The sequence below is a fragment of the Bacillus sp. FJAT-52991 genome, assembly GCF_037201805.1.
Lineage (GTDB): Bacteria > Bacillota > Bacilli > Bacillales > Domibacillaceae > Bacillus_CE > Bacillus_CE kandeliae.
Map to the genome: position 1 here is coordinate 517,917 of NZ_CP147404.1, position 25,496 is coordinate 543,412.

Annotated in this window: 21 protein-coding genes and 1 pseudogene; 17 read left to right on the plus strand and 5 right to left on the minus strand. The window is 40.7% G+C overall.

Going from position 1 to position 25,496, the window contains the following annotated elements; genetic code table 11:
- Positions 1-297 precede the first annotated feature (297 nt).
- On the plus strand, positions 298-474 hold the full coding sequence (locus WDJ61_RS02845; protein ID WP_338752995.1) for a hypothetical protein: 177 nt from the start codon (positions 298-300) through the stop codon (positions 472-474).
- Positions 475-730: 256 nt separating this feature from the next.
- On the opposite strand, the gene WDJ61_RS02850 is transcribed toward WDJ61_RS02845, so the two are convergent.
- The 4 genes from WDJ61_RS02850 to argC all read right to left on the minus strand — a co-directional run bounded on the left by WDJ61_RS02850 (position 731) and on the right by argC (position 5,418).
- The gene (locus tag WDJ61_RS02850; protein ID WP_338752996.1) at positions 731-1,867 is read right to left on the minus strand and encodes an acetylornithine transaminase; all 1,137 of its coding nucleotides are present in this window, start codon (positions 1,865-1,867) and stop codon (positions 731-733) included.
- Positions 1,864-2,634 (minus strand): acetylglutamate kinase, encoded by a 771-nt coding sequence (argB, locus tag WDJ61_RS02855; protein WP_338752997.1) that lies wholly within the window; start codon positions 2,632-2,634, stop codon positions 1,864-1,866. The genes WDJ61_RS02850 and argB overlap by 4 nt, the downstream gene beginning before the upstream one ends.
- Before the next feature lie 519 nt (positions 2,635-3,153).
- Complete coding sequence (gene argJ / locus WDJ61_RS02860; protein ID WP_338752998.1) at positions 3,154-4,368, minus strand: bifunctional ornithine acetyltransferase/N-acetylglutamate synthase; 1,215 nt, start codon at positions 4,366-4,368, stop codon at positions 3,154-3,156.
- A 12-nt stretch (positions 4,369-4,380) separates the two neighbouring features.
- Complete coding sequence (gene argC, locus WDJ61_RS02865) at positions 4,381-5,418, minus strand: N-acetyl-gamma-glutamyl-phosphate reductase (RefSeq protein ID WP_338752999.1); 1,038 nt, start codon at positions 5,416-5,418, stop codon at positions 4,381-4,383.
- 189 nt (positions 5,419-5,607) lie between these two features.
- Here argC and WDJ61_RS02870 point away from each other — a divergent pair, with 189 nt between their 5' ends.
- The 9 genes from WDJ61_RS02870 (at position 5,608) to WDJ61_RS02910 (ending at position 16,668) form a co-directional block, all read left to right on the plus strand.
- Complete coding sequence (locus WDJ61_RS02870; protein ID WP_338753000.1) at positions 5,608-6,171, plus strand: thioredoxin family protein; 564 nt, start codon at positions 5,608-5,610, stop codon at positions 6,169-6,171.
- Between the two features lie 198 nt (positions 6,172-6,369).
- Positions 6,370-7,170: an arylamine N-acetyltransferase gene (locus tag WDJ61_RS02875; RefSeq protein ID WP_338753001.1), complete on the plus strand. Its 801-nt coding sequence runs from the start codon at positions 6,370-6,372 to the stop codon at positions 7,168-7,170.
- 91 nt (positions 7,171-7,261) lie between these two features.
- Positions 7,262-8,179 (plus strand): diacylglycerol kinase, encoded by a 918-nt coding sequence (locus WDJ61_RS02880; RefSeq protein WP_338753003.1) that lies wholly within the window; start codon positions 7,262-7,264, stop codon positions 8,177-8,179.
- 125 nt (positions 8,180-8,304) lie between these two features.
- Entirely contained in the window at positions 8,305-8,748 is a 444-nt protein-coding gene (locus tag WDJ61_RS02885; protein ID WP_338753004.1) for a MarR family winged helix-turn-helix transcriptional regulator, read from the plus strand.
- Complete coding sequence (locus tag WDJ61_RS02890) at positions 8,741-9,970, plus strand: MFS transporter (protein ID WP_338753005.1); 1,230 nt, start codon at positions 8,741-8,743, stop codon at positions 9,968-9,970. The genes WDJ61_RS02885 and WDJ61_RS02890 overlap by 8 nt, the downstream gene beginning before the upstream one ends.
- A gap of 32 nt (positions 9,971-10,002) precedes the next feature.
- Positions 10,003-11,745 (plus strand): ABC transporter ATP-binding protein, encoded by a 1,743-nt coding sequence (locus WDJ61_RS02895; protein WP_338753006.1) that lies wholly within the window; start codon positions 10,003-10,005, stop codon positions 11,743-11,745.
- The gene (locus WDJ61_RS02900; protein ID WP_338753007.1) at positions 11,726-13,438 is read left to right on the plus strand and encodes an ABC transporter ATP-binding protein; all 1,713 of its coding nucleotides are present in this window, start codon (positions 11,726-11,728) and stop codon (positions 13,436-13,438) included. The genes WDJ61_RS02895 and WDJ61_RS02900 overlap by 20 nt, the downstream gene beginning before the upstream one ends.
- Positions 13,439-13,479: 41 nt before the next feature.
- Complete coding sequence (locus tag WDJ61_RS02905; RefSeq protein ID WP_338753008.1) at positions 13,480-13,683, plus strand: hypothetical protein; 204 nt, start codon at positions 13,480-13,482, stop codon at positions 13,681-13,683.
- A 528-nt stretch (positions 13,684-14,211) separates the two neighbouring features.
- Complete coding sequence (locus WDJ61_RS02910; RefSeq protein WP_338753009.1) at positions 14,212-16,668, plus strand: LysM peptidoglycan-binding domain-containing protein; 2,457 nt, start codon at positions 14,212-14,214, stop codon at positions 16,666-16,668.
- Positions 16,669-16,707: 39 nt separating this feature from the next.
- Here WDJ61_RS02910 and WDJ61_RS02915 read toward each other — a convergent pair whose 3' ends face one another.
- Positions 16,708-17,757 carry a 2,3-butanediol dehydrogenase gene (locus WDJ61_RS02915; protein ID WP_338753010.1) on the minus strand — a complete coding sequence of 350 codons (1,050 nt, stop codon included), beginning with the start codon at positions 17,755-17,757 and terminating at the stop codon, positions 16,708-16,710.
- A 207-nt stretch (positions 17,758-17,964) separates the two neighbouring features.
- Here WDJ61_RS02915 and rlmD point away from each other — a divergent pair, with 207 nt between their 5' ends.
- The 7 genes and pseudogenes from rlmD (at position 17,965) to WDJ61_RS02950 (ending at position 25,469) form a co-directional block, all read left to right on the plus strand.
- Positions 17,965-19,338, plus strand: coding sequence for a 23S rRNA (uracil(1939)-C(5))-methyltransferase RlmD (rlmD, locus tag WDJ61_RS02920; protein WP_413789046.1), 1,374 nt, complete (start codon positions 17,965-17,967; stop codon positions 19,336-19,338).
- A gap of 249 nt (positions 19,339-19,587) precedes the next feature.
- Positions 19,588-20,577 carry a tRNA-dihydrouridine synthase gene (locus WDJ61_RS02925; RefSeq protein ID WP_338753012.1) on the plus strand — a complete coding sequence of 330 codons (990 nt, stop codon included), beginning with the start codon at positions 19,588-19,590 and terminating at the stop codon, positions 20,575-20,577.
- A 619-nt stretch (positions 20,578-21,196) separates the two neighbouring features.
- A complete protein-coding gene (locus WDJ61_RS02930; RefSeq protein WP_338753013.1) occupies positions 21,197-21,727 on the plus strand; it encodes a DUF1456 family protein in 531 nt (176 codons plus the stop codon).
- Between the two features lie 114 nt (positions 21,728-21,841).
- Positions 21,842-22,549 (plus strand): SprT family zinc-dependent metalloprotease, encoded by a 708-nt coding sequence (locus tag WDJ61_RS02935; protein WP_338753014.1) that lies wholly within the window; start codon positions 21,842-21,844, stop codon positions 22,547-22,549.
- Positions 22,550-22,961: 412 nt separating this feature from the next.
- Positions 22,962-23,645: pseudogene (locus WDJ61_RS02940) on the plus strand (ABC transporter ATP-binding protein); the annotation flags it as partial.
- A gap of 227 nt (positions 23,646-23,872) precedes the next feature.
- The gene (locus WDJ61_RS02945) at positions 23,873-24,691 is read left to right on the plus strand and encodes an ABC transporter permease (RefSeq protein ID WP_338753015.1); all 819 of its coding nucleotides are present in this window, start codon (positions 23,873-23,875) and stop codon (positions 24,689-24,691) included.
- A 16-nt stretch (positions 24,692-24,707) separates the two neighbouring features.
- Positions 24,708-25,469, plus strand: coding sequence for a hypothetical protein (locus tag WDJ61_RS02950; RefSeq protein WP_338753016.1), 762 nt, complete (start codon positions 24,708-24,710; stop codon positions 25,467-25,469).
- Positions 25,470-25,496 lie beyond the last annotated feature (27 nt).

Genomic DNA, 25,496 nt, shown 5'->3' on the forward strand with positions numbered 1-25,496 from the left:
GAATATTAAAAATGCTTAGAAAGCATTTTAAGGCTGTACATCCATAGGTTTTAAATGATTTAAAACTTTCATTATGTTAAAAATAGGTATGATTTAACTATTACTTTTTTTGTAAATATGTAATTATAAAACTTGTATATTTGAACATTATAAAAAAGGCAGACATACACATAAAGTAAAAATAGTGCAAGAGCACAGATCCAATTGGGATGGTGTGTTATGGAAAAAGACTTTTTATGGTGGTGTAGGAAAACCAGCAATAAAACATTATTCCGTTGATAGAAAGTAGGCGAACAAATGCTAGAACAAATGACTAAGTGGCTTTTACTTGCTATACTCGCTGTTTCGTCTATTAGTTTAATAGTTGTCTTTCAATTGGATTATACACCTGAAGCATTAAGTGCCAGGGCAGTTCCATTAGCAATTGTTACAGGCCTTTCTGCCATAGCAGTTTCCCTGTTGTCCAGAAAATAAAAGTCTATTTTTACAATGAGAACGCTTTTTGAGCGTTCTTTTTATTTTTTTAAAGGCTTCCGATCTACGAAAAATTTTTTAGCTAAATAAAGTCACGCAAGTTCGTGGGGGATCAAAAGCCCGTAAAAGCCCGATCCGTTCGGGCCTGCACGATGCGGGTTACAAAGGCGTTGCAACAGGACGTTGCGCTCTTAGCCTTTGTTCCTCTTTTAATCAGTGGGGGATGAAGAAAACCCCCACTGATTGAAGTTTCCCTTTATTTCAGCACATCTGCAAGAACATCAACCGCTTGTTCCATTTCTTCTTTCGTGACAGTAAGTGGGGGAAGCAGGCGAAGGACATGGGTGCCGGCCGTTAAAATGAGCAAGCCTTTTTCGCGGGCGGCAGTGACGAATGGAGCGGCTTCACCATCGAGTTCAATGCCAATCATTAAGCCTTTTCCCTTTATTTTTTTGACGTGTGGGACAGCTGAGAGGGCTGTCTCTAGCATGTCGGCCAACGCGGCCCCTTTTTTTGTGACTTCATCTAAAAAGCTATCATTAAAAATGGTTTGCAGTGTTGCTTTAGCCGCTGCTAGTGCGACAGGATTGCCGCCAAATGTTGAACCGTGTGAGCCAGGTGAGAAGGCGGTTGCTAGTTCTTTTTTTCCGATGATGGCACCAAGTGGCAGACCGCTCGCGATTCCTTTCGCTGTGGACACAATATCTGGGTCGAGGCCGAGATGTTGAAAGGCAAAGGCTTTTCCTGTTCGACCGATGCCTGTTTGTACTTCATCAATGATGACGAGTGCCCCTTTTTGATGAGCAAGCTCAACCGCTTTTTGTAAAAACTCGGCTTCTCCTGAATTGATGCCGCCTTCTCCTTGAATCACTTCAAACATGATCGCAGCCGTGTCTTCATCTAGTGTTTGTTCAAGTGCTTTCCAATCGTTCAAAGAGACATATTCAAACGTTGGTAACATCGGGCCGAAGCCAGTTTTTATTTTATCCTGCCCAGTAGCGGCCATTGTGGCAAAGGTACGGCCATGGAAGGAATCGAAAAACGTGATGATTTTGCTACGGCCAGTGGCTTTACGAGCGAGCTTGATTGCCGCTTCATTCGCTTCTGCACCACTGTTGGCAAAAAAGACGAGGTCGAGTCCGGATGCTGCTGTTAATTGTGCGGCCACTTCTTCTTGTAGTTCAATCTGAAACAAATTAGAGGTATGCCAAAATTGATTTAGTTGTTCTTCAACGGCTTGCTTCACTTGATCAGGGACATGACCGAGGTTGCAGACACTGATCCCAGAAGTGAAATCTAAATATACTTTTCCGCTGTTATCTGTTAGCCAAGCACCTTTTGCAGCAACGGGTGTGACATCCCAACGAGCGTAAGTAGGGAATAAGTGGCTCATGAAATCACCTTTTCTTTCACAAATTTTGTACCATACCATTCACCATTTTGGTAAAAGGCTTTCTTTCCAGAAACGATATGAACTTGATTGACATGATCAGAAAACGTTTTGATTGCCGATTGGACTTTCGGAATCATTCCGCCGCTGATGACACCACTTTCAATAAGCTCGTTCGTTTGTGCTTCGGATAGTTGAGGAAGTAACTCCCCATCTTTCATAACGCCATCGACATCAGTCACCATTAGAAAATGTTCAGCCTTTAAGGCGTTGGCAACCGCAGCCGCAGCGAGGTCGGCATTAATATTTAACACCGTACCATTCGGACCAGCAGCAATCGGCGTGAGCACCGGAAGCAGCTGTTGCTCGCATAATAATTGAAGGAATGCACTGTTCACTTTCGTTACTTCACCAACAAAACCAAGCTGCTCTTGATCAATAAAGTTTGCTTGAAGCAGACCATTGTCGCTCGAATTTAATCCAATCGCGGCTAAACCATGCTTTTCTAGCAGTCGAACGAGCTTGCGGTTTAGGCTACCTGAAAGAGCGAGTTCCGCTGTTTTTAATACTTGTTCACTCGTCACGCGCAAACCATTTTTAAATTCGCTTTTCACTTGCAAGGTTTCAAGCATTTCATTAATTTCTGGACCACCGCCATGCACAAAAACGATCGCATAGCCTTGTTCAGTCAGCTCTTTCATACTAATAAAAAATGCTTCAGATAATTCGCTTAAAACACTTCCGCCGCATTTAACAACAATTGTTTTCATAGGAACCTCCTTGAGAAAAAATAGGAAGGAGCCTGAAGGTGGGCTCCTTTGTTTTATTTAAAAAATGTTCACGAGTTTCAGTGGGGCGCTCCAGTCCATCCGTCGCTAAACGGCGCTTTCCGCTTTTCGTTGTCCAGCTGCAACGGCCAGACTCTCGGACATAAGTCGTCACGTCTGTGTGGCAAAGAACGCCACTTCGACGGTCCGTCTTATGTCTGCCGAGTCTAAACGGCTGTTTCCGCTTTTCGTTATTCAGCTCCGCCTCCTAGACACTCGAGTCAAATAGCCTGCCGCTTACAAGGCTTGCCGCCTTTTCAGCGGCAGAACATTTGCTTGGTCGTGTCTGAATAGTCGGCTCCGCTTTTCTTTATGTCTAGCTCCAAGCGCCAGCGCCTAGTGTACTTCCATGCTCCTCCTTGCGATAAGTCAACATCGATTCACTGTCGTTCATCGTGTTTCCTTTATCTCGTGCGGATCATTCCAGTCCATCCGTCGCTAAACGGCGCTTTCCGCTTTTCCTTATGTCCGGTAACTTGCGTTGATTTTGATATAGTCATAGGAGAGGTCGCAGCCCCAGGCCATTCCGTGTCCTTCTCCTAAGTGAAGATGGATCGAGATTTTGACGGTTTCTCCTTTAAAGTATTCGATGATTTGTTCTTCTGAATAAGCGACGACTTCGCTTTGTTCGAGAATGGTTTGGTCACCGATCGCGATATCGATCGTTTCTGGGTTAACTGTGATGTCTGCGTATCCAACTGCGCTGATGATCCGTCCCCAGTTGGCATCTGCTCCGAACACGGCTGTTTTGACGAGGTTCGAGCCAACGACTTCTTTCGCTGCGACTTGTGCCTCTTGATCATTTAGTGCGCCAAATACTTCGACTTCTACAAGTTTCGTTGCTCCTTCACCATCTCTAGCAATCTTCTTAGCTAAAATTGCACTGACTTCTTTAAGCATTGCCATAAATGTATCCCACTGCGGATGATCTGGCGTAAGAGGATTATTGCCAGCTAATCCATTGGCCATCACGACAACAGTGTCATTCGTTGAGGTGTCGCCATCAACGGTAATTTGGTTAAATGTTTGATTGGTGACTTGGCGAAGGGCCGTTTGTAAGTGCTCGGCAGAAATCAGCGCATCTGTTGTAATAAAGGCTAGCATCGTAGCCATGTTTGGATGAATCATGCCGGAGCCCTTGGCAGCACCGCCCACTGTGACGGTTTGGCCATCAATTACCGCTTCAAAGGCACATTTTTTCGTGGCTAAATCCGTTGTTAAAATGGCGGTTTCAAATTGCTCAGCGCTTGCCTCATCAGAAGCTGGCTGCAACTTTTGGATGCCGCTTGCGATTTTATCCATTTGCAAATGTTCACCGATCACACCAGTGGAAGCGACAGCCACATAGTGCTCAGGTAGGTGAAATTTTTCTGCAAGTGATTTTCGTGATTGGTATGCATCCTGCAATCCTTGTTTTCCTGTACAAGCGTTGGCACAGCCACTATTGACGAGGATTGCTTGCAGTTTCTGTTCAACGGAAAGACTATCTTGTGTCACCTTAATCGGTGCTGCTTGGAAATGACTTGTCGTATACACTGCGGCACTTTCAGCTGGTACTTCTGAGAAAATCATGCCTAGGTCATTTCTCGTTTCACGGACACCTGAATTCACGCCAGTAGCGGCAAATCCTTTAGGTGAGATGAGTGAGCCTTGTTGTATTTTACTAATAGCTGACATGTTTACTTCCTCCTACGGGTACATAGGGAAGCCTTTTAAACCTGCTGTTTCTTCAAAGCCAAACATTAAATTGGCGTTTTGAATGGCTTGCCCCGCTGCCCCTTTCATTAAATTATCAATGACGGCCACAATAGTAACGCGATTTGTTCGTTCATCTATATCAATCCCGATATCGCAGAAGTTAGATCCTGCGACCTCTTTTACGCCCGGAAATTCTCCAAGAGGACGGACGCGGACAAAGTGGTCATGTTGATACGTTTCTTCATAGATTTGCTGCAACTGTTGTGCTGACATCGGCTTTTTCAACGGTGCATAAATGGTTGACATGATGCCTCTTGAGATTGGAAGCAGGTGAGTAGAAAACGTAATCGGTCCCGTTTCCTCATCCCATAGGTTCAACTGTTGCTGAATTTCTGGAATATGTTGATGCTCGTTCACTTTATAAATTTTAAAATTGTCGTTCATCTCAGCAAAGTGGACCATTTGTGATAAGCCACGGCCTGCCCCTGATACACCAGATTTGGCATCGATGATGATCCATGAGGGATCGATAACTTTTGCCTGAAGCGCCGGTGCCAGTGCTAATAAAGTCGCTGTTGGATAACAACCAGGGTTGGAAAGCAAGGTGGCCTGTTGAATATTTTCGCGATTCCATTCTGTTAAGCCGTATACTGCTTGTTGTAGCATTTCGGCAGTTGCAGGCTCTTTTTTATACCATTTTTTATAATTTTCTGGATTTTTTAGGCGCAGATCGCCTGATAAATCAACGACTTTTGTATCATTTGCAAGAAGTTGCGGTGCGAGCTTAGCAGCAGCTCCAGATGGTACAGCTAGAAAAACGACATCCGCTTCTTGTGTGATTTTTTCTGTATCAATTTTCATTAATGGTAAGGAACAAATATTGAGCAAATGAGGGTACTCTTCTGTAGCAGGTACCTTGTCTTTGCTTGATGAATAAATGGAATCAAGGTGAAAGTCCGGATGATTGGATAAAAGACGTATAAGTTCGATCCCACCATATCCAGTTGCACCAATAACAGAAGCTTTCATGACAACCTCCCAATGTATTTTTATTTATATAGTTACATAAATATGAATTATTTTTTATAATTATAAGATTGTTATATAATTAAATCAACCGTTTTTGCAAAAATAGGTGATAATTGCAGGGTTTATTCAAAAAATATAGAATATAAAACAAGTGATTCAATTTTTAGGAATGATATGGAGGAACACATCATGACCTTGAAGGATTGGTTTGAAAAAGGATTACCATCGGAACAATATGTGGAGCAAATGGAGCAAAATAAAGAAAATGTTAAAGCGATTCAATCTGCTTTCCAATTGGAACAAACGGAATCATCCTTTTTGTCTCGGTTGCAGGAAGAGAATTTAAAGGCGATTGTGATCACCGAGGATTGGTGCGGAGATGCGATGATGAATGTTCCGATTTTTCTTGAGCTTGCTCGACATGCACATATCGATGTTCGCATTCTATATAGAGATCAAAATTTAGAGTTAATGGATCAATATTTAACGAATGGAACATCGCGTGCTATTCCGATCATCATCTTTTTTAATGAGGAAGATGATGAGAAAGCGGTATGGGGGCCCCGTGCACAGGCAGTTCAAGAGCTAGTTAATAGCAAGCGTTCTAGCTTGCCGCCTCTTGATCACGAATTATTTGAACAAAGGCAAAAAGAGATGTATCAAGAGTTAAATAACGCTTTTCTCACAGAAAGAGGCTTATGGCAAGAAGTGTATCGGAGCATGAAAACCGCTTTAACCGAGAAATTAATTTAATGATGGACAGGCTGCAGGAAATGTTCCTAGCCTGTTTTTTTGTACAAGCTTTCTAAAACACCGTGACATGATTCGACTAGTTTTGACTTATTTCTGCAAAATGATCATTTTGCACGCTTTCAGCGGAGGCTGAAAGTGAATGAGTCAAAAATTAAAAAGTTAATATAGTCTTTATATAAATATTGAGGGGGGAGAAGCATGGATGTCGTATCAGGTTATTTAAACCGACTGAAAATTGATAGAGAGAAGCCCAGTCTAAATTATTTACAGCGGCTGATACAGCATCATTTGTCGTTTATTCCGTATGAAACGTTTAGTAAGTTTCATTATTATAATCAAGGTGACCAGCATGTCCCGGACTTTGATGTGTTCGTTCAACATTTAGAGGAGAGGGGATGGGGTGGAACTTGTTATTCGTTGAATATTAATTTCTCTAGGCTCTTGCAAAGGCTTGGCTTTACTTGTGCGTTCGTGCGTGTTCTTCCTGGTCATGCGGCGATTATGGTTACGATTGAAAATAGCCGATATTATGTAGATGTCGGTTACGGCTCGCCCATGACCCGACCGATTGAATTAGAAAGTCGACATCGTCATGTGCTTCATGGCTTTGGAGAAGAAATTATTTTTACGAATCAAGGAGAGAAGAAATTTTTACTTGAGCGACGAGCGAATGGGAAGACCTTTGTGACAAAAGAAATTCATTGGATGCCGTTAACAGAAGCGGAAATTATCGAGGAGGCAGTTTCGTCCTTTCAAGATCATGATGGTAATCTTACGATGCGGAGAATATCGGCCGTTCGCTTTCAGGGGAATAACTGTTATTTTTTACGGGATGAAACGTTAAAGGTGATAAATTATCGCGGCATTCGCGCCCATCATTTTAAAGAGAAGGAAACGTGGCTGAAAGCAGTGGCGGAAGCGTTTCAAGTCAATGAACAAGGGCTGGAAGAATCGATTGTATTTTTGGAACAAAGGGGAGTCAAGCTGTTCGAAAAATAGCTTTTTTAGTTGAAAAGTAGTAAGATATTAACACAAGAAGTACATTGGGAAAAATAAACATAACTTTACATGAAGACTAGGATGGAGACAAATGAAAAGAGCAAGAATTATTTATAATCCTACTTCAGGGCGAGAGCTTTTTAAAAAGAGTTTGCCGGGAGTGTTACAAAAACTCGAACAGGCTGGCTATGAAACTTCTACTCATGCAACGACGGGAGAAGGAGATGCGACGAATGCTGCTCGAATTGCTGTTGAGCGCAAGTATGATATCGTCATTGCGGCCGGTGGAGATGGTACGTTAAATGAGGTAGTCAATGGCTTAGCTGAACAGGAATATCGTCCGAAGTTTGGCGTCATTCCGATGGGAACAACGAATGACTTTGCCCGCGCTCTGCAAATTCCGCGAGACGACATTCAAAGTGCTGTTGACGTCATTGTGAACGGGGATACTATTCCAGTGGACATTGGTCGCATGAATGACCGCTATTTTATTAATATAGCAGGTGGTGGTCGTTTAACGGAACTTACGTATGAAGTGCCAAGTAAATTAAAGACGATGCTCGGTCAAATGGCGTATTATTTAAAAGGAATAGAGATGCTTCCATCGATTAAAGCATCCGAAGTGAAGATTGAATATGATGGCAAGCTCTTTGAAGGAGAAGTGATGCTGTTCTTGATCGCCTTGACAAATTCCGTCGGTGGCTTCGAGAAACTTGCCCCGGATTCTTCCGTCAATGATGGCTTGTTTTCCTTGCTTATTTTGAAAAAGACGAACTTAGCTGAGTTCATTCGCATCGCGAGCCTCGCTTTACGAGGAGAGCATCTTCAAGATGACCATGTGATTTATACGAAAGCCAATCGTATTAAAGTTCATTCACCGGAGAAAGTATTGATCAATTTAGATGGTGAGCTAGGTGGAGCTTTACCAGCTGACTTTGAAAATCTGTATCGACATTTAGAAGTATTTGCCCCAGTAGACCAATTGCGTCCACAGGATCGAATCTATTAATTGAGAAGCTAGACTCTTTATGGGTCGGCTTTTTTTTGTGATGAAGTATTTCGCACCTCGAAACACATGTGATACAATTTAGTTGAATAAAATAGTTACCTAGGTAAGTAAAAAGGAGTGTCTTCATGAATTCTCACCTTTTGTTTCATTCGCTTCATCAGCTTTTGAGACAATTAACGAAGCGAGTGAATACCGTTTTGCAGCCGTATGGGTTGTATAGTGCACAATGGTCGGTTTTGTATGTATTGAAGGAGAAAGGGAGCTTGACGCAAACAGAGCTTTGCAATTATTTAGCAGTCGAGGCACCGCCGATGACGCGAACGATTCAGCGGCTTGTGAAGCAAGGGTATGTAGAGCAGGTACCGGGTCATGATAAGCGAGTCAAGATTATTATGTTGACAGAAAAAGCAGAGAAGGAGTATCCAGTGTGGGAAAAGGAAATTCTAGCGGCCAATAAAGAGCTGTTAGCCAATTTTCCGAAAGAGCAGCAACAGCAATTACACCTTCTTACTTCGGAATGGTTGCTGACATTAACAAATCAACAGAGAGAAGGTCATAGGGATGAATAAACCGGCTTTATGGACGAAGGATTTTATTAGTGTGTCTGGAAGTAGCTTTTTTCTATTTGTCACGTTTTATATGTTATTAGTGACGATGCCCATCTATGCATTGGAAGAAATGGAGAGTTCGCCAAGTGAGGCTGGCCTGATCACGACGCTATTTGTAGTATCAGCGATTATCGTGCGGCCATTCACAGGACAGTGGATTGAACGATTTGGTAAAAAGAAAGTATTAATTATTTCACAGGTGTTGTTTCTTGTTGCGTCTTTGCTCTACTTGGTACCAGATTCCTTGTGGGCGATGTTGGTGTTGCGGTTTTTTCATGGGATTGGTTTTGGAATGGCGACAACAGTAACAGGAGCGATAATTGCTGATATTATTCCGGATTCTCGGCGTGGAGAAGGGATGGGATATTATGCAATGGCCATGAGTTTAGCGATGGTTATTGGGCCGTTTCTTGGATTGACGGTGATGCAAAAATGGGGTGGTTTCACCATGATCATTCTATGTGCAGTGATCGCTGGACTTGCCCTAGTGGCAGGCGGAATGATTCAAGGTTCTGAACAGCCGTCTGTTCATGGTGTGATGTCCATTTTTCAAGTGCAATTACGTGCCCATGATTTACTTGAGTTCTCAGCATTACCGATTGCGATCGTCGGGACTTTTTTCTCGGTGGTATATTCATCAATTTTGTCTTTCATATCCGTCTATGCCATAGAGCTTCAACTTGAGGAGGTAGCGAGTTACTTCTTTGTTGTTTATGCAGTAGTGCTGCTGTTATCGAGGCCGTTTACGGGAAAATGGTTTGATCAATACGGAGCACATGTGATTGTGTATCCAGCGATTTTATTATTTGCCGTGGGGATGCTGCTGCTAAGTCAAGTGTCCACTGGATGGGCTTTTCTTACGGTTGCTGGATTGATTGGACTTGGTTGGGGGACATTATTTCCAAGCTTTCAAACGATCGCTATTCAAAAAGCTCCGCCAGAGAAAAAAGCTCTCGCTATCGCTACGTTTCTGTCACTGTTTGATCTTGGCATTGGATTTGGTTCATTTGTAGTTGGTTTAATTGTGACAAAGATAAGTTTTAGTACGCTTTATTTTTATGGTAGTTTCTATATTCTAGCGGGGATTGCAGTTTATTATATATTAGTCCAACGCAGTCAATCGAACCGTCTAAAATTTGAAAAAAATGAATCGGTGGACTATACTGGGGAAAAATACAATTGAGAACTTTTGTCAAATAGAAGGGTGGGTCTGCCTTGCGATCTGTATTTTCTTATTTAAAGCCTTATAAATATTTAATGGGGATTGCTTGGCTACTCATGTTAGTAGAGTTGGCAGTCGAGTTAACTCATCCGTTATTTATGGCGAAGATTATTGATGAGGGAATTGTAAAAGGGGATCTTGCGGTGGTTTATAAATGGGGAGCAGTGATGCTTTTGACGTCGCTCCTCGCCTTTGCATCAGGTATCATTAATTCCTTTGTAGCCGCTCATGTAGGGCAAAATTTCGGATTTGATTTAAGGGGAAAAATGATTGATAAAGTGCAATCCTTTTCTTTTGCTAGCTACAATCGTTTTGCCTCTTCCTCCTTAATTACTCGCATGACAACCGATGTGACACTTTTGCAAAATGCAGTGTTTATGAGCTTACGTATTATGCTACGTGCTCCGTTAATGATCCTTTTTGGTACGGTGATGGCACTGGTTGTTCATGTGAAGCTAACACTTATTTTGCTTGTGACCATTCCGTTGATGGTCGCTTTTTTATTAAAAATGATGAAACAAAGCTCAAGCTTATTTCGTTCAGTTCAGCAACGACTCGATCAAGTGAATAACGTTATGCAAGAAAACTTAGCAGGCATTCGTTTAATTAAAGCGTTTCTTCGTTGGAAGCATGAAAGTGCACGCTTTAAGCAAGCGAGTGAAAGATTGATGGAGCAAACGATTCGCGTCGTACGAATTGTGGAAACGACAACGCCTGTGCTGTTGTTTGTAATGAATAGCAGCTTGCTATTTATATTATGGTTTGGCTTCGTTGAGTTTCAGGCAGGAACGGCAACGGCTGGAGAAATTGTCGCGGTTATTAATTATGCGACAAGAATTATTTCTTCCTTATCTATTTTTACATTTATTATTATGGTTTTTTCTAGAGGAAAGGCTTCAGCGGAACGGATTGGTGAGTTGCTTGAGGAGCCAGAGGAACAGGCAGACCAGCGTTTGAAAGGGACCCCATTTGCAGCAAAAGGCGGAAAAATTGAGTTTGATCATGTGTCGTTTTCTTTCCCAGGGAGCGAGGAACCAGTGTTAAAGGATCTTTCCTTTTCCATTCAGCCTGGAGAAACGACCGCTATTTTAGGTGCTACAGGATCAGGGAAATCGACGTTGTTTTATTTAATTCCAAGATTATATGAGCCTGATCAAGGGACGATTTGGATAGACGGTCAAGAGCTTCGTGATGTACAGCCGGCTTCATTGCGAGAGCAAATAGGATTTGTTCCACAGGAAGCTCATTTATTTACTGGTACGATTCGTGAAAATATTGCTTGGGGGAAAGAAGACGCAACAATTGATGAAATGATCGAAGCGGCGAAAAAAGCACAAATTTACGAAATGATTGCGGAATTGCCGGATGGGTTTGAAACGGTTATCGGTCAAAAAGGGGTTAATTTATCTGGTGGTCAAAAGCAAAGATTATCGGTTGCTCGGGCGTTAATTCGCAAGCCACTCATCTTATTGCTTGATGATAGCACGAGTGCGCTGGATCTGAAGACAGAAGTGGAAATGCTTGCGGCGTTGAAGGAAGAAACATGTACAACGCTCATTATTACGCAAAAAATTAGCACGGCACAAAAAGCCACTCAAATTATTTTGCTTGAAGACGGTGGAATTTTAGCGGCTGGTACACATGAGCAATTAATGAAGACGAATGAATTGTATCAAAAGCTGATTGCTTCTCAATATGGAGAGGAGGGACTGTTCTATGCCAAGGCACATCGCTAGGGGTGGACCAAAGCCGCAAATTAAAGATGTCACTCAAACGCTCAAAAGGCTAGCAAGTTACTTGGCAAAGCGCAAAGGCTTGCTCTTTCTCGTAATCATTATGGTCGCTGCGAGCTCGGCATTAGGTTTGCTAGGACCTTATCTTGTTGGAGTAGCGATTGATGAATTTATTGTCACCGGAGATAAAGAAGGGCTGCTTTCCTTGCTCTTTCAGTTAGGGCTTGTGTACTTTTTTTATTCCTTGGCGATCTTTTTGCAAAATTATTGGATGGCTGGAATTGCTCAAAAGACGGTATTTGAAATGAGAACGGGGCTGTTTGATCATCTGCATCAATTGCCGCTATCTTTTTTCGATCAGCGTCAACATGGGGAGCTAATGAGCCGGGTGACGAATGATATCGAAAATGTAAGCAGCACGCTCAATAGCTCGGTTATTCAAATTGTTTCTAGTGTATTAACGTTGACAGGAGCCGTGATCGTGATGCTTTCACTTAGTCCACTGTTGACGGCCGTGACGTTGTTAATTGTTCCTCTGATGTACATTGGAATGAAGTGGATCACAAACCGGACAAGCCGGTTATTTAAAGAACAGCAACGCCATTTAGGTGAATTAAATGGCTATATTGAAGAAGCGGTATCTAGTAAGCATATTGTCAAAATGTTTTCGAAAGAGGAGAAGATCGCGGCAGAATTCGGTCGACGGAATGCAGAGTTAAAGCGGGCTGGCTATTGGGCACAAACATACTCTGGTTTTATCCCGAAGCTGATGAATGTGCTTAATAATTTAAGTTTTACTTTCATTGCTGGTGTAGGCGGCTGGCTCGCACTAAAAGGGATTATATCTGTCGGTGTGATTGTGATTTTTGCGGAATATTCGCGGCAATTTACTCGCCCGCTCAATGATTTAGCGAATCAATTTAATACGTTATTGTCTGCCATCGCTGGGGCAGAACGGGTATTTGACATTATAGATACAGAACGAGAAGAGCAGGAAGAAGATGGATTGGACAAAGTAGAGACGATCCATGGAGAGATTGAATTTCGGGATGTGTCGTTTTCCTATGTAGAGAGCAAGGAGACTCTGCAAGGGATTAATTTTTCTGTTCGTCCTGGTGAGATGTTAGCTCTAATTGGACCGACTGGATCAGGAAAAACAACAATCATTAACTTGCTGGCTCGTTTTTATGACCCAGATGACGGGCAGATTTTGCTAGATGGCAAAGAGAGTACAAAAATCTCGCGAAAAGATTTACGGAAGCATATGGGATTTGTGCTTCAGGATACATTTTTATTTGAAGGGACGATTCGCGAAAATATTCGCTATGGTCGGCTAGAGGCAACGGATGAAGAAGTAGAGAAAGCCGCGCAGGAAGCGAATGCTCATTCGTTTATTATGAAGCTACCTGATGGGTACGACACGAAGCTGAAGCATGAAGGGAGCGGCATTAGCCAAGGACAAAAGCAGCTGCTTGCCATTGCTCGGGCTATTTTAGCCAATCCAGCGATTTTAATATTAGACGAAGCAACAAGCAGTATTGACACTATCACCGAAATACACATCCAACAAGCCCTAGACCGCCTTATGAAAGGGCGAACAACCATCACCATCGCTCATCGCCTCAACACCATCGCCCGAGCCAATCACATCCTTAACTTAGGAGCAGACCCTCAACATGTTAACGCGCAAGGCTAGAAGCGATTGCTGTTTGGGGCTTCTTTTGCTATAGTCAAGGCATGGAAAAACATTATTTTTTGATTTTTGTCCGTTTTTTGTACTTATTTGTTCTTGGATTTGCTGCGTATGTAGCTTATCAAATTGAAGGGGCAACCTCATGGATTTTTTGGAGCGTGATTGCCTTTATGGTCATTACTGTCGTGATGCTTGTTGCTACGGTGCGTCTTCGAAAGCAGGGACGACAAAAAAGTGATCGCAAATAAACCCCACATGGATTTTTGAGTCCATGTGGGGTTTATTTGTATATTAATCATTGACGTTGTTAAGAACTTGTCGAGCCGGATATTTTATCATGGAATAATAAGTGATTGGTTAAGAAAATAATCGGAATTTGCTGAGAACTCAGGAGGAAGTAAAAAGACATCAGCTGTTTCGCATAGGGTCGTAAGGAGGGGAATAATGAAATTAATCGCTTTTTCCTAAATATGAAGAAATCTAGGTATTGCCTGAAATTTACTAAATCACCCTTTATACCTACTAAAATATTATATAGATATTGTTTTATATCGCTTTTATTGTTTAATTCATAAGTTAACTTATTAGAAATATAGACTCATAACTAATTACTGCTATAGGATTTTAGATATATATTTTATGATAATGTCACTATTTCTACAAATTTGTTGTTTTTATTATTTGGGTGTAATATTTCCTTTTGTGGAGAAAATTGATATGAGATTAAAATTTTTAATGTTCCCTTTTTTTGAAAAATAACAAATGGAGAGAAAAGTATGGAAAACAAGAGAATGGAAACTCGCCAAGAAAGAATTGCCAAATTAAAAAGGATGAGGGCCTATCAGCGAAATTCTAAATGGATTGGTGCGACTTTCGCGGTTTCACTAACTGCTGTATCGATGTTTGGGCAGCCAGAAGAAGCAAAGGCTTGCGATTGTGCCACTTCTTATACGGTGAAAAAAGGAGATACCATTTATTCTTTAGCTGAAAAATATCAAGTATCCGTTGAACAGCTAAAAAGTAAAAATGGCTTCACCTCGGACACGCTGTATGTTGGCCAGCAAATAACAGTCCCAACTCTTGATGAAAATAATCAGCCGCTTCATTTACAAGGAGTGGAAGAGGAAAGTGACAACTCCGAAAACACAATTATAAATAAGGAACCTGAGCAGAAGGTTGAACAATCAGCAAAATTGAAAGAAAAGGAAACACCCTCGACGCCACCTCAAGTAACGATGGCCAATCCGACAGAAAAAGTAGACACACGATCTACTACAGAGAAAATTGAAAAGCCTATTCAGCAAACAATGCCTCAACAAGCAGGAAAAAATGGCTCAGTTATTCATACCGTTCAATCAGGGGATAGTCTGTGGAAGATCGCGAACAAATATGGGACGACCATTGAACAAATCAGAAAAGATAATAACTTAAAATCGGACGCCTTAACGATCGGTCAAAAATTAATCATTAACCAAAAAGGGGCACCGACTAAACCAGGTAGCGGTCAAAAACCAGTAGAGACTCCAAAGCCGAAGCCGCCAGCCAATAGTGCTTCGACCGTGACTCATATCGTTCAATCAGGGGATAGCCTGTGGAAGATCGCGAACAAATATGGGACGACCATTGAACAAATCAGAAAAGATAATAACTTAAAATCGGACGCCTTAACGATCGGTCAAAAGTTAATTATTAACCAAAAAGGGACACCGGCTAAACCAGGTAGCGGTCAAAAACCAGTAGAGAAGCCAAAACCGAAGCCGCCAGCCAATAGTGCTTCGACCGTGACTCATATCGTTCAATCAGGGGATAGCCTGTGGAAGATCGCGAACAAATATGGGACGACCATTGAACAAATCAGAAAAGATAACAACTTAAAATCGGACGCCCTAACGATCGGTCAAAAGTTAATTATTAACCAAAAAGGGACACCGGCTAAACCAGGTAGCGGTCAAAAACCAGTAGAGAAGCCAAAACCGAAGCCGCCAGCCAATAGTGCTTCGACCGTGACTCATATCGTTCAATCAGGGGATAGCCTATGGAAGATCGCGAACAAATATGGGACGACCATTGAACAAATCAGAAAAGATAATAACTTAAAATCGGACGCCCTAACAATCGGTCAAAAGTTAATCATTAACAAAAAAGGGACACCGACTAAACCAGGTAGCGGTCAAAAACCGGTAGAGAAGCCAAAGCCGAAGCCGCCAGCCAATAGTGCTTCGACGATCACTCATATCGTTCAATCAGGGGATAGCCTATGGAAGATCGCGAACAAATATGGGACGACCATTGAACAAATCAGAAAAGATAATAACTTAAAATCGGACGCCCTAACAATCGGTCAAAAGTTAATCATTAACAAAAAAGGGACACCGACTAAACCAGGTAGCGGTCAAAAACCAGTAGAGAAGCCAAAACCGAAGCCGCCAGCCAATAATGCTTCGACCGTGACTTATATCGTTCAATCAGGAGATAGTCTATGGAAGATCGCGAACAAATATGGGACGACCATTGAACAAATCAGAAAAGATAATAACTTAAAATCGGATGCCTTAACGATTGGTCAAAAATTAATCATTACACCAAAAGGGAAAGCAACAAAAACGAATTCGGGCCAAAAGCTAGTTATTCATACAGATAAACAACAGACAAATAAAAAAGAGCCAGGCAAAATACCCGGCCAACAGATAAACAAAAAGCCAAAAGAGGCTTCCTCTAATACTATTATCGTCAAAAATGGCGATTCTTTATCACTTTTAGCAAAAAAATATAATATTTCAGTAGAAAAATTGATGAAAGACAATCAATTAACGTCTACTACACTACAGGCTGGACAAAAAATTGTGATTGATCATGATCAAGTTACTTCAGCTAAACAGCCGAGTGTCACGTATCAAGTCAAAGCAGGAGACACATTATATTCCCTAGCTGATAGATTCAATACAGAAGTCAATCAGCTAATGGAGTTAAATCAGCTGCAATATCCAATAGCGGTCATTGGAACAAACCTTCAAATTCCTGCTGATCATGTAAAGAGAAGTCAAGGAATGATCGTTGGAGCGATTGATAATACTTCCATCGAAGTGCTGATAGATGACAAGCATCAAGCATTAGAAGTTTCTTACGGATCTTCACACAACTATCAATCCAAAGAGGGTCAACAAGTATTGCTCACTTATACAAAAGGCAGTGCCGATCAACGCCCAGCGTTAATCAATGTAGCAAAGATTTAAAGAAAAGCGGCAGGAGCTACTCCCGCCGCTTATTAACTATTATTCTGGTTTTACTAAAATTTTCACTTGATTCTTTTCTTTAAGAAGGGCATCGAAGCCTTCTGTGACAATATCATCTAGCTGAATGCGCTTTGTGACAAGGTGCTCTGCTTGGAAGTATCCTTGTTTCATAAGCTCCATCACAGCAGGGAAGATGTCGCGGTAAGCGATGATCCCCTTCACTGTTTTTTCTTTTAGGACGATATTATTTGGGTGGAACTCTGCACCAGTTTCCCAGATACTGACGATAATCGTTTCACCTTCAAAGTTTGTACAATCAATGGATTGTTGAAGAACAACTGGTACACCAGTGACCTCAAATGCTACGTCAACGCCACCGTCAGATAGCTCTTTCAATTTCGCCACTGCATCTACTTCTGCAGGATTCACACCGATGGCTCCAAGCTCTTCTGCTTTCGCGATTCGCTCTGGAGAAAGCTCCACCGCATAAATTTCAGAGGCACCGGCTGCTTTTAAGGCTTCAATCACTAAAAGACCGATCGGACCTGTGCCAAATACGGCTGCTTTATCTCCCGCTTTTAACTTGCTTAGACGGACAGAATGAAGAGCAACAGCTGCTGGTTCAACTAAAGCGCCTTGTTCAAAAGACAATCCTTCTGGCATTTTATGCACCATATGCTCATCAACCATTGTATATTCAGCGAAACCGCCGCCTCCGCCTGATAAACCGTGGAAGCCTAATCCATCACAAAGATTGTATTTCCCTTTTTTACAAGCGGCACATTCACCACAAGAAAGAATTGGTTCTACAACGACTGGATCGCCAACACTTACTTTTGTTACTCCTTCGCCAACTTCAACGACTGTACCAGAAAATTCATGACCCATAATAATAGGTGCGATATCTTTACTGATAGGATGAGGAGCGTCTACTGGAACGAAAATAGGACCAGCTGCATATTCATGTAAATCACTTCCGCAAATACCAGCCCACTCTACTTTAATTTTTACTTTCCCTGTTGTAATTTGAGGTTCTTCCACGTTCTCCACACGAATATCATTTGCTTTATACCAACGTGCACTTTTCATAAAAAACCCTCCAGTTATGTAATTTGTCCTACACCCTCATCTTACCATCATTTGGTTCGTGAAAAATGGAATAGTCGTAAAGTTTTGTTACAGTTCTGTAAAAAATTTGTGTATTTATTTCTGTAGAAAGATAGCTGATTTTGTCGATAGAGAAGTCGTGTTATAATGATGGGATGTATTGAATAAATAAAGGGAGATATTAGAATCGTGGCAAAAATTCAAGCCCCTGTGCAAAAAAATGAAATCATTGATGTTGTATTCGAAGACTTAACGCATGACGGTCAAGCCGTCGCTAAAATTGAAGGTTATCCATTATTCGTGGCAGGTGCACTGCCTGGCGAAAAAGGAAGCATTCAAGCAACGAAACTCAATAAAGGCTACGGCTTTGGCCGTTTGATCGAATTAAAAGAAACAAGCCCGTTTAGACAAGAGCCAGAATGTCCTATTTACTCGCAATGCGGCGGCTGTCAGCTTCAGCACTTATCATACGAAGGCCAGCTACAGGCGAAGGAAAAACAAGTTCGCGACGTGATGGAGCGAATCGGCAAGCTAGAAGATGTAACCATTCACCCCGTACTCGGTGCGAATGATCCATGGCGTTACCGCAATAAAGCGCAAGTGCCGGTCGGTGAAGAAAACGGCGGCTTAGTCGCAGGATTTTATCAAAAACGGAGCCATTCCATCATTAATATGGAACAATGCCTCATCCAGCACGAAAAAAGTGATGAAGTCATTCAAAAAGTAAGAGCCATTTGCGACCGCTACGGCATCAAAGCCTATGATGAAGCAAAACATAAAGGCACGCTCCGCCACATCATGGCTCGCTACGGCAAAATAACAGGAGAAGTCATGGTCGTGTTAGTCACACGCACAGAAGACTTCCCAAATAAAAAGAAGATCATCGAAGAAATCACCGAACAAATCGACGGTGTCACATCGATCATCCAAAGCATCAACTCGAAAAAAACAAACGTCATCCTTGGTGACACAACAAAAGTTCTCTGGGGCAACGAAGTCATTTACGACTACATCGGTGATATTAAATTCGCCATCTCGGCACGATCTTTTTATCAAGTCAACCCAGAACAAACGAAAGTTCTTTATGACAAAGCGTTAGAATACGCCAACTTAACAGGAGAAGAACAAGTCATTGACGCCTACTGCGGCATTGGCACGATCTCCTTATTCTTAGCGCAAAAAGCGAAGAAAGTATACGGTGTAGAAATTGTCCCTGAAGCCATCGAAGACGCCAACCGCAACGCCGAATTAAACGGAATCACCAACGTCGAATTCGCTGTCGGAGAAGCGGAAACCGTTATTCCTGACTGGTATAAACAAGGCATTACCGCTGATGTCCTCGTTGTCGACCCGCCGAGAAAAGGCTGTGACGAAACGTTACTGCAAACAATCATTGATATGAAGCCAAAGAAAGTCGTGTATGTTTCTTGTAACCCGGCGACATTGGCACGAGATTTAAGAGTGTTAGAAGATGGTGGGTATAAGACAGTGGAGATCCAGCCGGTGGATATGTTTCCGATGACTACTCATTGTGAATCGGTGGCGTGGTTGGAGTTGGTATAATAGAAAAGCAGTTGATATAGAAAAAATCTATACCATCTGCTTTTTTGTTTATAAAAAATACCATTCAGGACTGATTTTAGTTAAGATAAAAATTGCCGATTTTCACAAATTATAAATGTCCAAATGTATTTGTGTTTGATAATAAGTTATTAAGCATGATATAAGTGTAAAAGAAGTGGAACATTTGGCTTTATATTTTTTGACTGAGAGTTTGAAGTTGTATCCATAGTGAGAGGATTTGAGTTTGAAATGATAGATAACTTTTGGCGTGATTTACCACGACCATTTTTTGTACTTGCACCGATGGAAGATGTGACAGATGTTGTTTTTCGTCACGTAGTAAGTGAAGCCGGTCGACCGGATGTATTTTTTACAGAGTTTACAAACTCGGATAGCTATTGTCATCCAGATGGGATCAAAAGTGTGCGTGGCCGTTTGACCTTTACAGAAGATGAACAGCCAATGGTGGCACATATTTGGGGGGATAATCCCGACTATTTCCGTCAAATGAGTATTGGCATGGCAGAGCTAGGATTTAAAGGCATCGATATTAATATGGGCTGCCCTGTCCCGAATGTGGCATCGAGAGGGAAAGGTAGTGGCCTTATTTTACGTCCAGATGTTGCGGCAGAACTTATTCAAGCAGCAAAAGCGGGTGGATTGCCTGTCAGCGTGAAAACAAGACTTGGCTATAAGGATGTAAATGAGTGGGAGGAGTGGCTAACGCATATTTTAAAACAGGATATTGCGAACCTTTCTATTCATTTACGTACAAGAGAGGAAATGAGCCAAGTAGATGCGCATTGGGAGCTAATTCCGGAAATCAAAAAATTACGTGACCGTATCGCACCAAATACGCTACTAACAATCAATGGAGACATTCCTGACCGTCAAACGGGGCTGCAGCTTGCCCAGCAATATGGTATTGATGGCGTTATGATCGGGCGAGGTATTTTTAAAAATCCGTTTGCTTTTGAAAAAGAGCCAAAAGAGCATAGCAGTAAAGAATACCTTGATCTTTTAAGACTGCAGCTTGATCTTCAAGATCAATATGCGGAAGTACTGCCACGTTCCATCACAGGGCTTCACCGCTTTTTCAAAATTTATGTTAAAGGATTCCATGGAGCTGCTGAATTAAGAAATCAATTGATGAGTACGAAATCAACAGATGAAGTGCGTGCATTGCTTGATAACTTTGAAAAGAATGTTAATGGGACAGGAGACAGTGAAATGATGTAACTCTCAAAAAGTTAGAGGAAAATGAATTACATCAACTTATGTGTACTTACTTTATTCAGTTTCAAGTTCCTTTACAGACGGCAATTTTTGTTTTGGTAAGGTCTGTTTTCTGAAAGGAAAGGTTTTAAGAATGTGATAAATCCACTAGCACCCTTGTGTTGCCATATACACTTTGCACATGTGGAGTGTGTAGCTTGGCTAAGTTTAAAAGAAGACAACTAACAGCGCGGAGTATCGCAAGAGCGTAGTTATACAATCCGGATATTGTCATTGAAGAGGTAGCGGGAAAGCCATCTTTCGCAAGATAAATTCGGAACAGGAAAAGGGCAGTGTTTTTGAGAAATCAAAGCACTGCTTTTTCTTTTAGTCAACGCTGCGGTGGAAAGAGTCTTCTAAGCGTATCTGGGAGGTTGTAGTATAACCTTCACAAGTATTAATTAGAGCAAGACTATAAAACATGTTTTTAAAGTGTTAAAGTATTAATTTAGCGGGCATTAGTTTAAAAGTGCTGAGGGCTACAGTCTTAAGGATCGATTCTATTTAACATGATAATTTAGAGCATGTTAGAGGATATGCTTTGACTGCTGGATAAATAATCAATATTTTAGGAGGAATAACAATGGATATGAGCAATAACGATATATTAAAAAGAGTAAGATATGCTATGGATATAAAAGATATAGATATGGTGGAAATTTTTAAACTTGGTGGTATGGAAGTAACGAAAGAAGAAGTAGTCGATATGCTTACAACAGTAAAGAAAAGCCCACAACATGAAGCTGAAAATAATGATGTAGTCGAAAATGATTACGTACTAACATGCGATATTATGATGTTAGAGTCATTTTTAAATGGTTTTATTACTTTTAAAAGAGGAAAGCAAGATCCGAAACCAGGGCAACCGGCTGGACAAGCAATGCCTTTACAAACTAATGAAAGTGCCAATAACCTTCTTCTAAAGAAAATGAAAATAGCACTATCATTAACGAGTGAGGATGTGCTTGATATACTAGATAGCGTAGGGGTTAAGGTATCAAAAGGAGAGTTAGGCGCTCTATTAAGAAAGAAAGGTCATATGAATTACAGAGAGTGCGGTGATAGATACGCAAGGAATTTCTTAAAGGGACTAGCTGTTAAATATAGAGGATAAGCATTGTAACATTTATGTTAAAACAGTAAATGATATAATAGATAGAGTAGGTTGTCTGTAGCCTACTCTTTTTTATGTGTAAAAATAACATGAACAAATACGCTAGGTGATGAAATGATACATACATATTTAGGTGAGACAATTAATTTTCATATAACTTACAAGAAGAAAAAATCAGTACGTCTTTATGTAGATTCTTACGGAAATGTTGAAGTACAAGCTCCAAAAGGGACACCAGTTGAATACGTGATCCAATTGTTAGAGGAGAAATGGGATTGGATTCAGAAAACACGTAAGGAAATGAATGAGAGAATGCGCGGACCGCAGGAGAAGGCTTATGATCAAGGAGAGGGCTTTTTGTATTTAGGAAACACGTATCCGATACAGATTTCTCAAGATGCAAATATTGCGCAAGACAATGCAGTTTTTGAAGGGGATAAGCTACATATTTATGTGAAAGAGCTTAAGGATGAGAAAATCCAGCAGGCTTTAAAGCGATTTTACTATAAACAGTGTAAAGCGTTAGTGGAGAAGAGTATTAAAGTGCATCAAAGCAACTTTAAAACAAAACCAAGGTCCATTCGTATTACAGATAGTAGTCGTACGTGGGGAACTTGTGATTCCAATCTACAGTTAACGTTTAATTGGAAGTTAGCAATGGCACCACTGAGGGTGATTGATTATGTAGTCGTTCACGAAATGTGCCATATGGTCCATCTAAATCATGATCGCTCTTTTTGGCGCCTCGTCGGGAAGATAATGCCTGATTATAAAGAAATGGAAAACTGGTTAGCGTTATCAAGCTGGAAAATGACTGTTTAGCAGTGACATCGTTGGAGCGATTACTATTACACTACAGTTTTAGTTTATAATTGCTTCTTCTCTTATAACTGAACTCACAAACATCCCATTGTATTGCCACATACACTCTGGACACGTGGAGTCGGTAGCAAAGCTTATAATAAATTAATTTCAGAGAGTTGTCCCAAAAGGGTGAACTCAGCCAAAACCGAGTAAAAAACGAAAGCCAAGAACGTTGATTTAGCAACGTTCTTGGCTTTTTGAGTTGGTGCAATTTTTATTCAAAAAATACTTATTGGATAGCCCTTATTTTTAAAAAAATAATCATTAAGGAAAACGTAAGAATTAAGAAAAAGATTCTTAAAGAGATAATGATATCATCTTTAACAAATATTAGCTTTTCTTGTAATGGGAAGCAGAGTGGGGTGTGAAAATGAATTCAATTGTAAAAGTTTTGGAGGTACGGGATGTATCTAAATCAATAAAAAAAAGGCAGCTGCTTCATGAACTTAACTTTGATATACATAAGGGTGATATTTGTGGGTTTCTAGGACCCAATGGTGCGGGCAAGACTACTTTGATCAGAATTATAATGGGACTGGTTAAGCCTTCTCAAGGGGATGTCCTAGTCTTAGGGCATTCTGTAACAAAACAGAGGAGTAAAGCATTAGAAAGGGTAGGAGCAATCGTTGAAACCCCCATTTTTTTCGACCATATGACGGGAAGGGGAAATTTGAAAAACTTGATAAAGCTGCATCCTAATATTCCTAAGTCCGATAAGAACAAAAAAGTGGAAGAAGTTTTGGATTTGGTTGGCTTAACAGAAAGAGGAGATGATAAAGTTGGCACCTATTCTCTAGGAATGAAGCAAAGGTTAGGAATTGCTCAGGCGCTATTAGGAGACCCTGAAGTGATTATTCTGGATGAGCCAGCAAACGGCCTTGATCCTATGGGAATGAAATTTTTGCGGGATCTGATTCTTTATTTAAGAGATGAAAGAGGGCTGACATTTTTAATATCAAGCCATTTACTAGATGAACTGCAGCAAATAAGCAATAAGATTATCATGATTAATGAAGGCAAGCTGAAATGGAAAGGAAGACTTGATGACCTTATGGGAAAAGCAAAGTGGAAGATTCGCTGTGAACAAACGGATAAAGTCTTAAATCTTTTAAAAGGAAAAATCCAAATAAAGAGAATAGATTCAAAGACCCTTGAAGCAGTGTGTACAGAAGAAGAACTACAAACTCTCCAGAGACTTCTGGTAGCAGAAAAGATTGGCATCACGAGTATAGAAAAATCAGAAAGAAACTTAGAACAAATATTTATTGAGCTGATGGCACAATGAAGCCCTTATTTCATAATGAATGGGAACGGCTTTGGAGCAAAAAAAGTTCATTTCTTTTTTTACTTCTAATCCCATTCCTTGTTTTCATCACTGCCATTCAATCTTTGGAAAATAATAAAATTCTCGAAAAAACGGATCCACAGTATTCTTTCTGGTCGAATTTTCCTGTTATGAGTTTGGCTGAAGTCTTTATGCTGTATTTTAATATTGTTGCTGTTTTGTTAGTCGTAATGAGCTTTACCTATGAATACAGGACGGGTCAGCTGAGAATGATCCTGCAAAGAAGCTATAGTTTTTCGAAAGTGTTTTTGGCGAAGTATATTGTTGTTTTGTTATATCTATTCTTATTGCTGGCTTTCTATTTCGTTTGTTCTTTAGTTGCGGGATTGATCTTTTTTGAAGGTGCAGAAGAAGTATACCTTTTCTATCAGCATGAGCCGGTTACGCAAATAAAATCTTTATCTTACAGTGTAGACTATTATCTTCTATCTTTCCTTTCGCTGACAGCTGTAGCTAGTACGGCGATCTTCGTGGGAGTTGTAAGCAGATCATCAACATCTGCTTTTGCCGTAACAGCAGTTTTTTTGCTAGTTTCCATGCTTTATCCGGTACTTCTAGGAATGTTTGGAGAAGCAATTGGCTATTCCCAGTATGTCTATTTTTCTCTTATTGAGATACAGTTTAGCGGAGTTGTTCAAATGCTTACGAATAACCTGTTTTTAAGGAGATGGATATTCTCAATATTGGTGATCTATATCGTCTTAGGCACGAGTGCTTCTCTATGGGTGTTTTCTAAGAGAGATTCCTTACATTAAAAGGAGGGAAAATAAATTGAATGGATTGCTTAACAGTGAATGGCAAAGAATGTACAGCAAAAGAAAAAATATCTTGTTCTTTACCATATTTATAGTTTATATTTTGGTTCAATCTTTGTTAGCAGAGAACTTGTTCTTTACTATGGAAGAAAGTACTCCCCTTAATTCGCTGAATTACTCTATTTTTCTGCTGAAAAAAATCTATTATTTGATGATTCTCATTATATTGCCGGTGCTGTGTATTGATAGCATTAATGGTGAGTACCAATCCGGAGAGCTTCGTCTAGTTGCCATTAGACCATTGTCATTGAAGCGAATATTATATACGAAATGGTTCCTGATGATTGCTGTGGTAGCAGCTATAATGGTTATTACATATGCAGTTGGAACGGCTGCAGGATACTTGTTTTACCCGAAGGCTAATTCTGTAAGTTTTTATTATGAAAATGCACCCGTTTTAGGAGTAGCGGAAGCTTACATTTATCATCTAAAGTATTACTTCGGTGTTTTTTTCATTTTCGTTGCCTTGATTGGAATTGCCAGTTTATTAAGTGTCGCTCTGCCGAATACTATAATTTCTGTTATAGCATACTTGTTTTTACTATTTATATCCGTGTACTTCAGCGATCTGTTCGATATTTTCCTGTTCGGCAGCCAAGAGATGTTTGTATTATTAGCTGAGGCAGACCGCTCCTACTTATGGTGTATCTTATTTGTTATTCTTCTAACGTATTCTTTAACACTTTTGATCTGGAAAAATAGGGGTTGGGTTAAATAGACAAAGCTATTGGGAAATACTAAAATA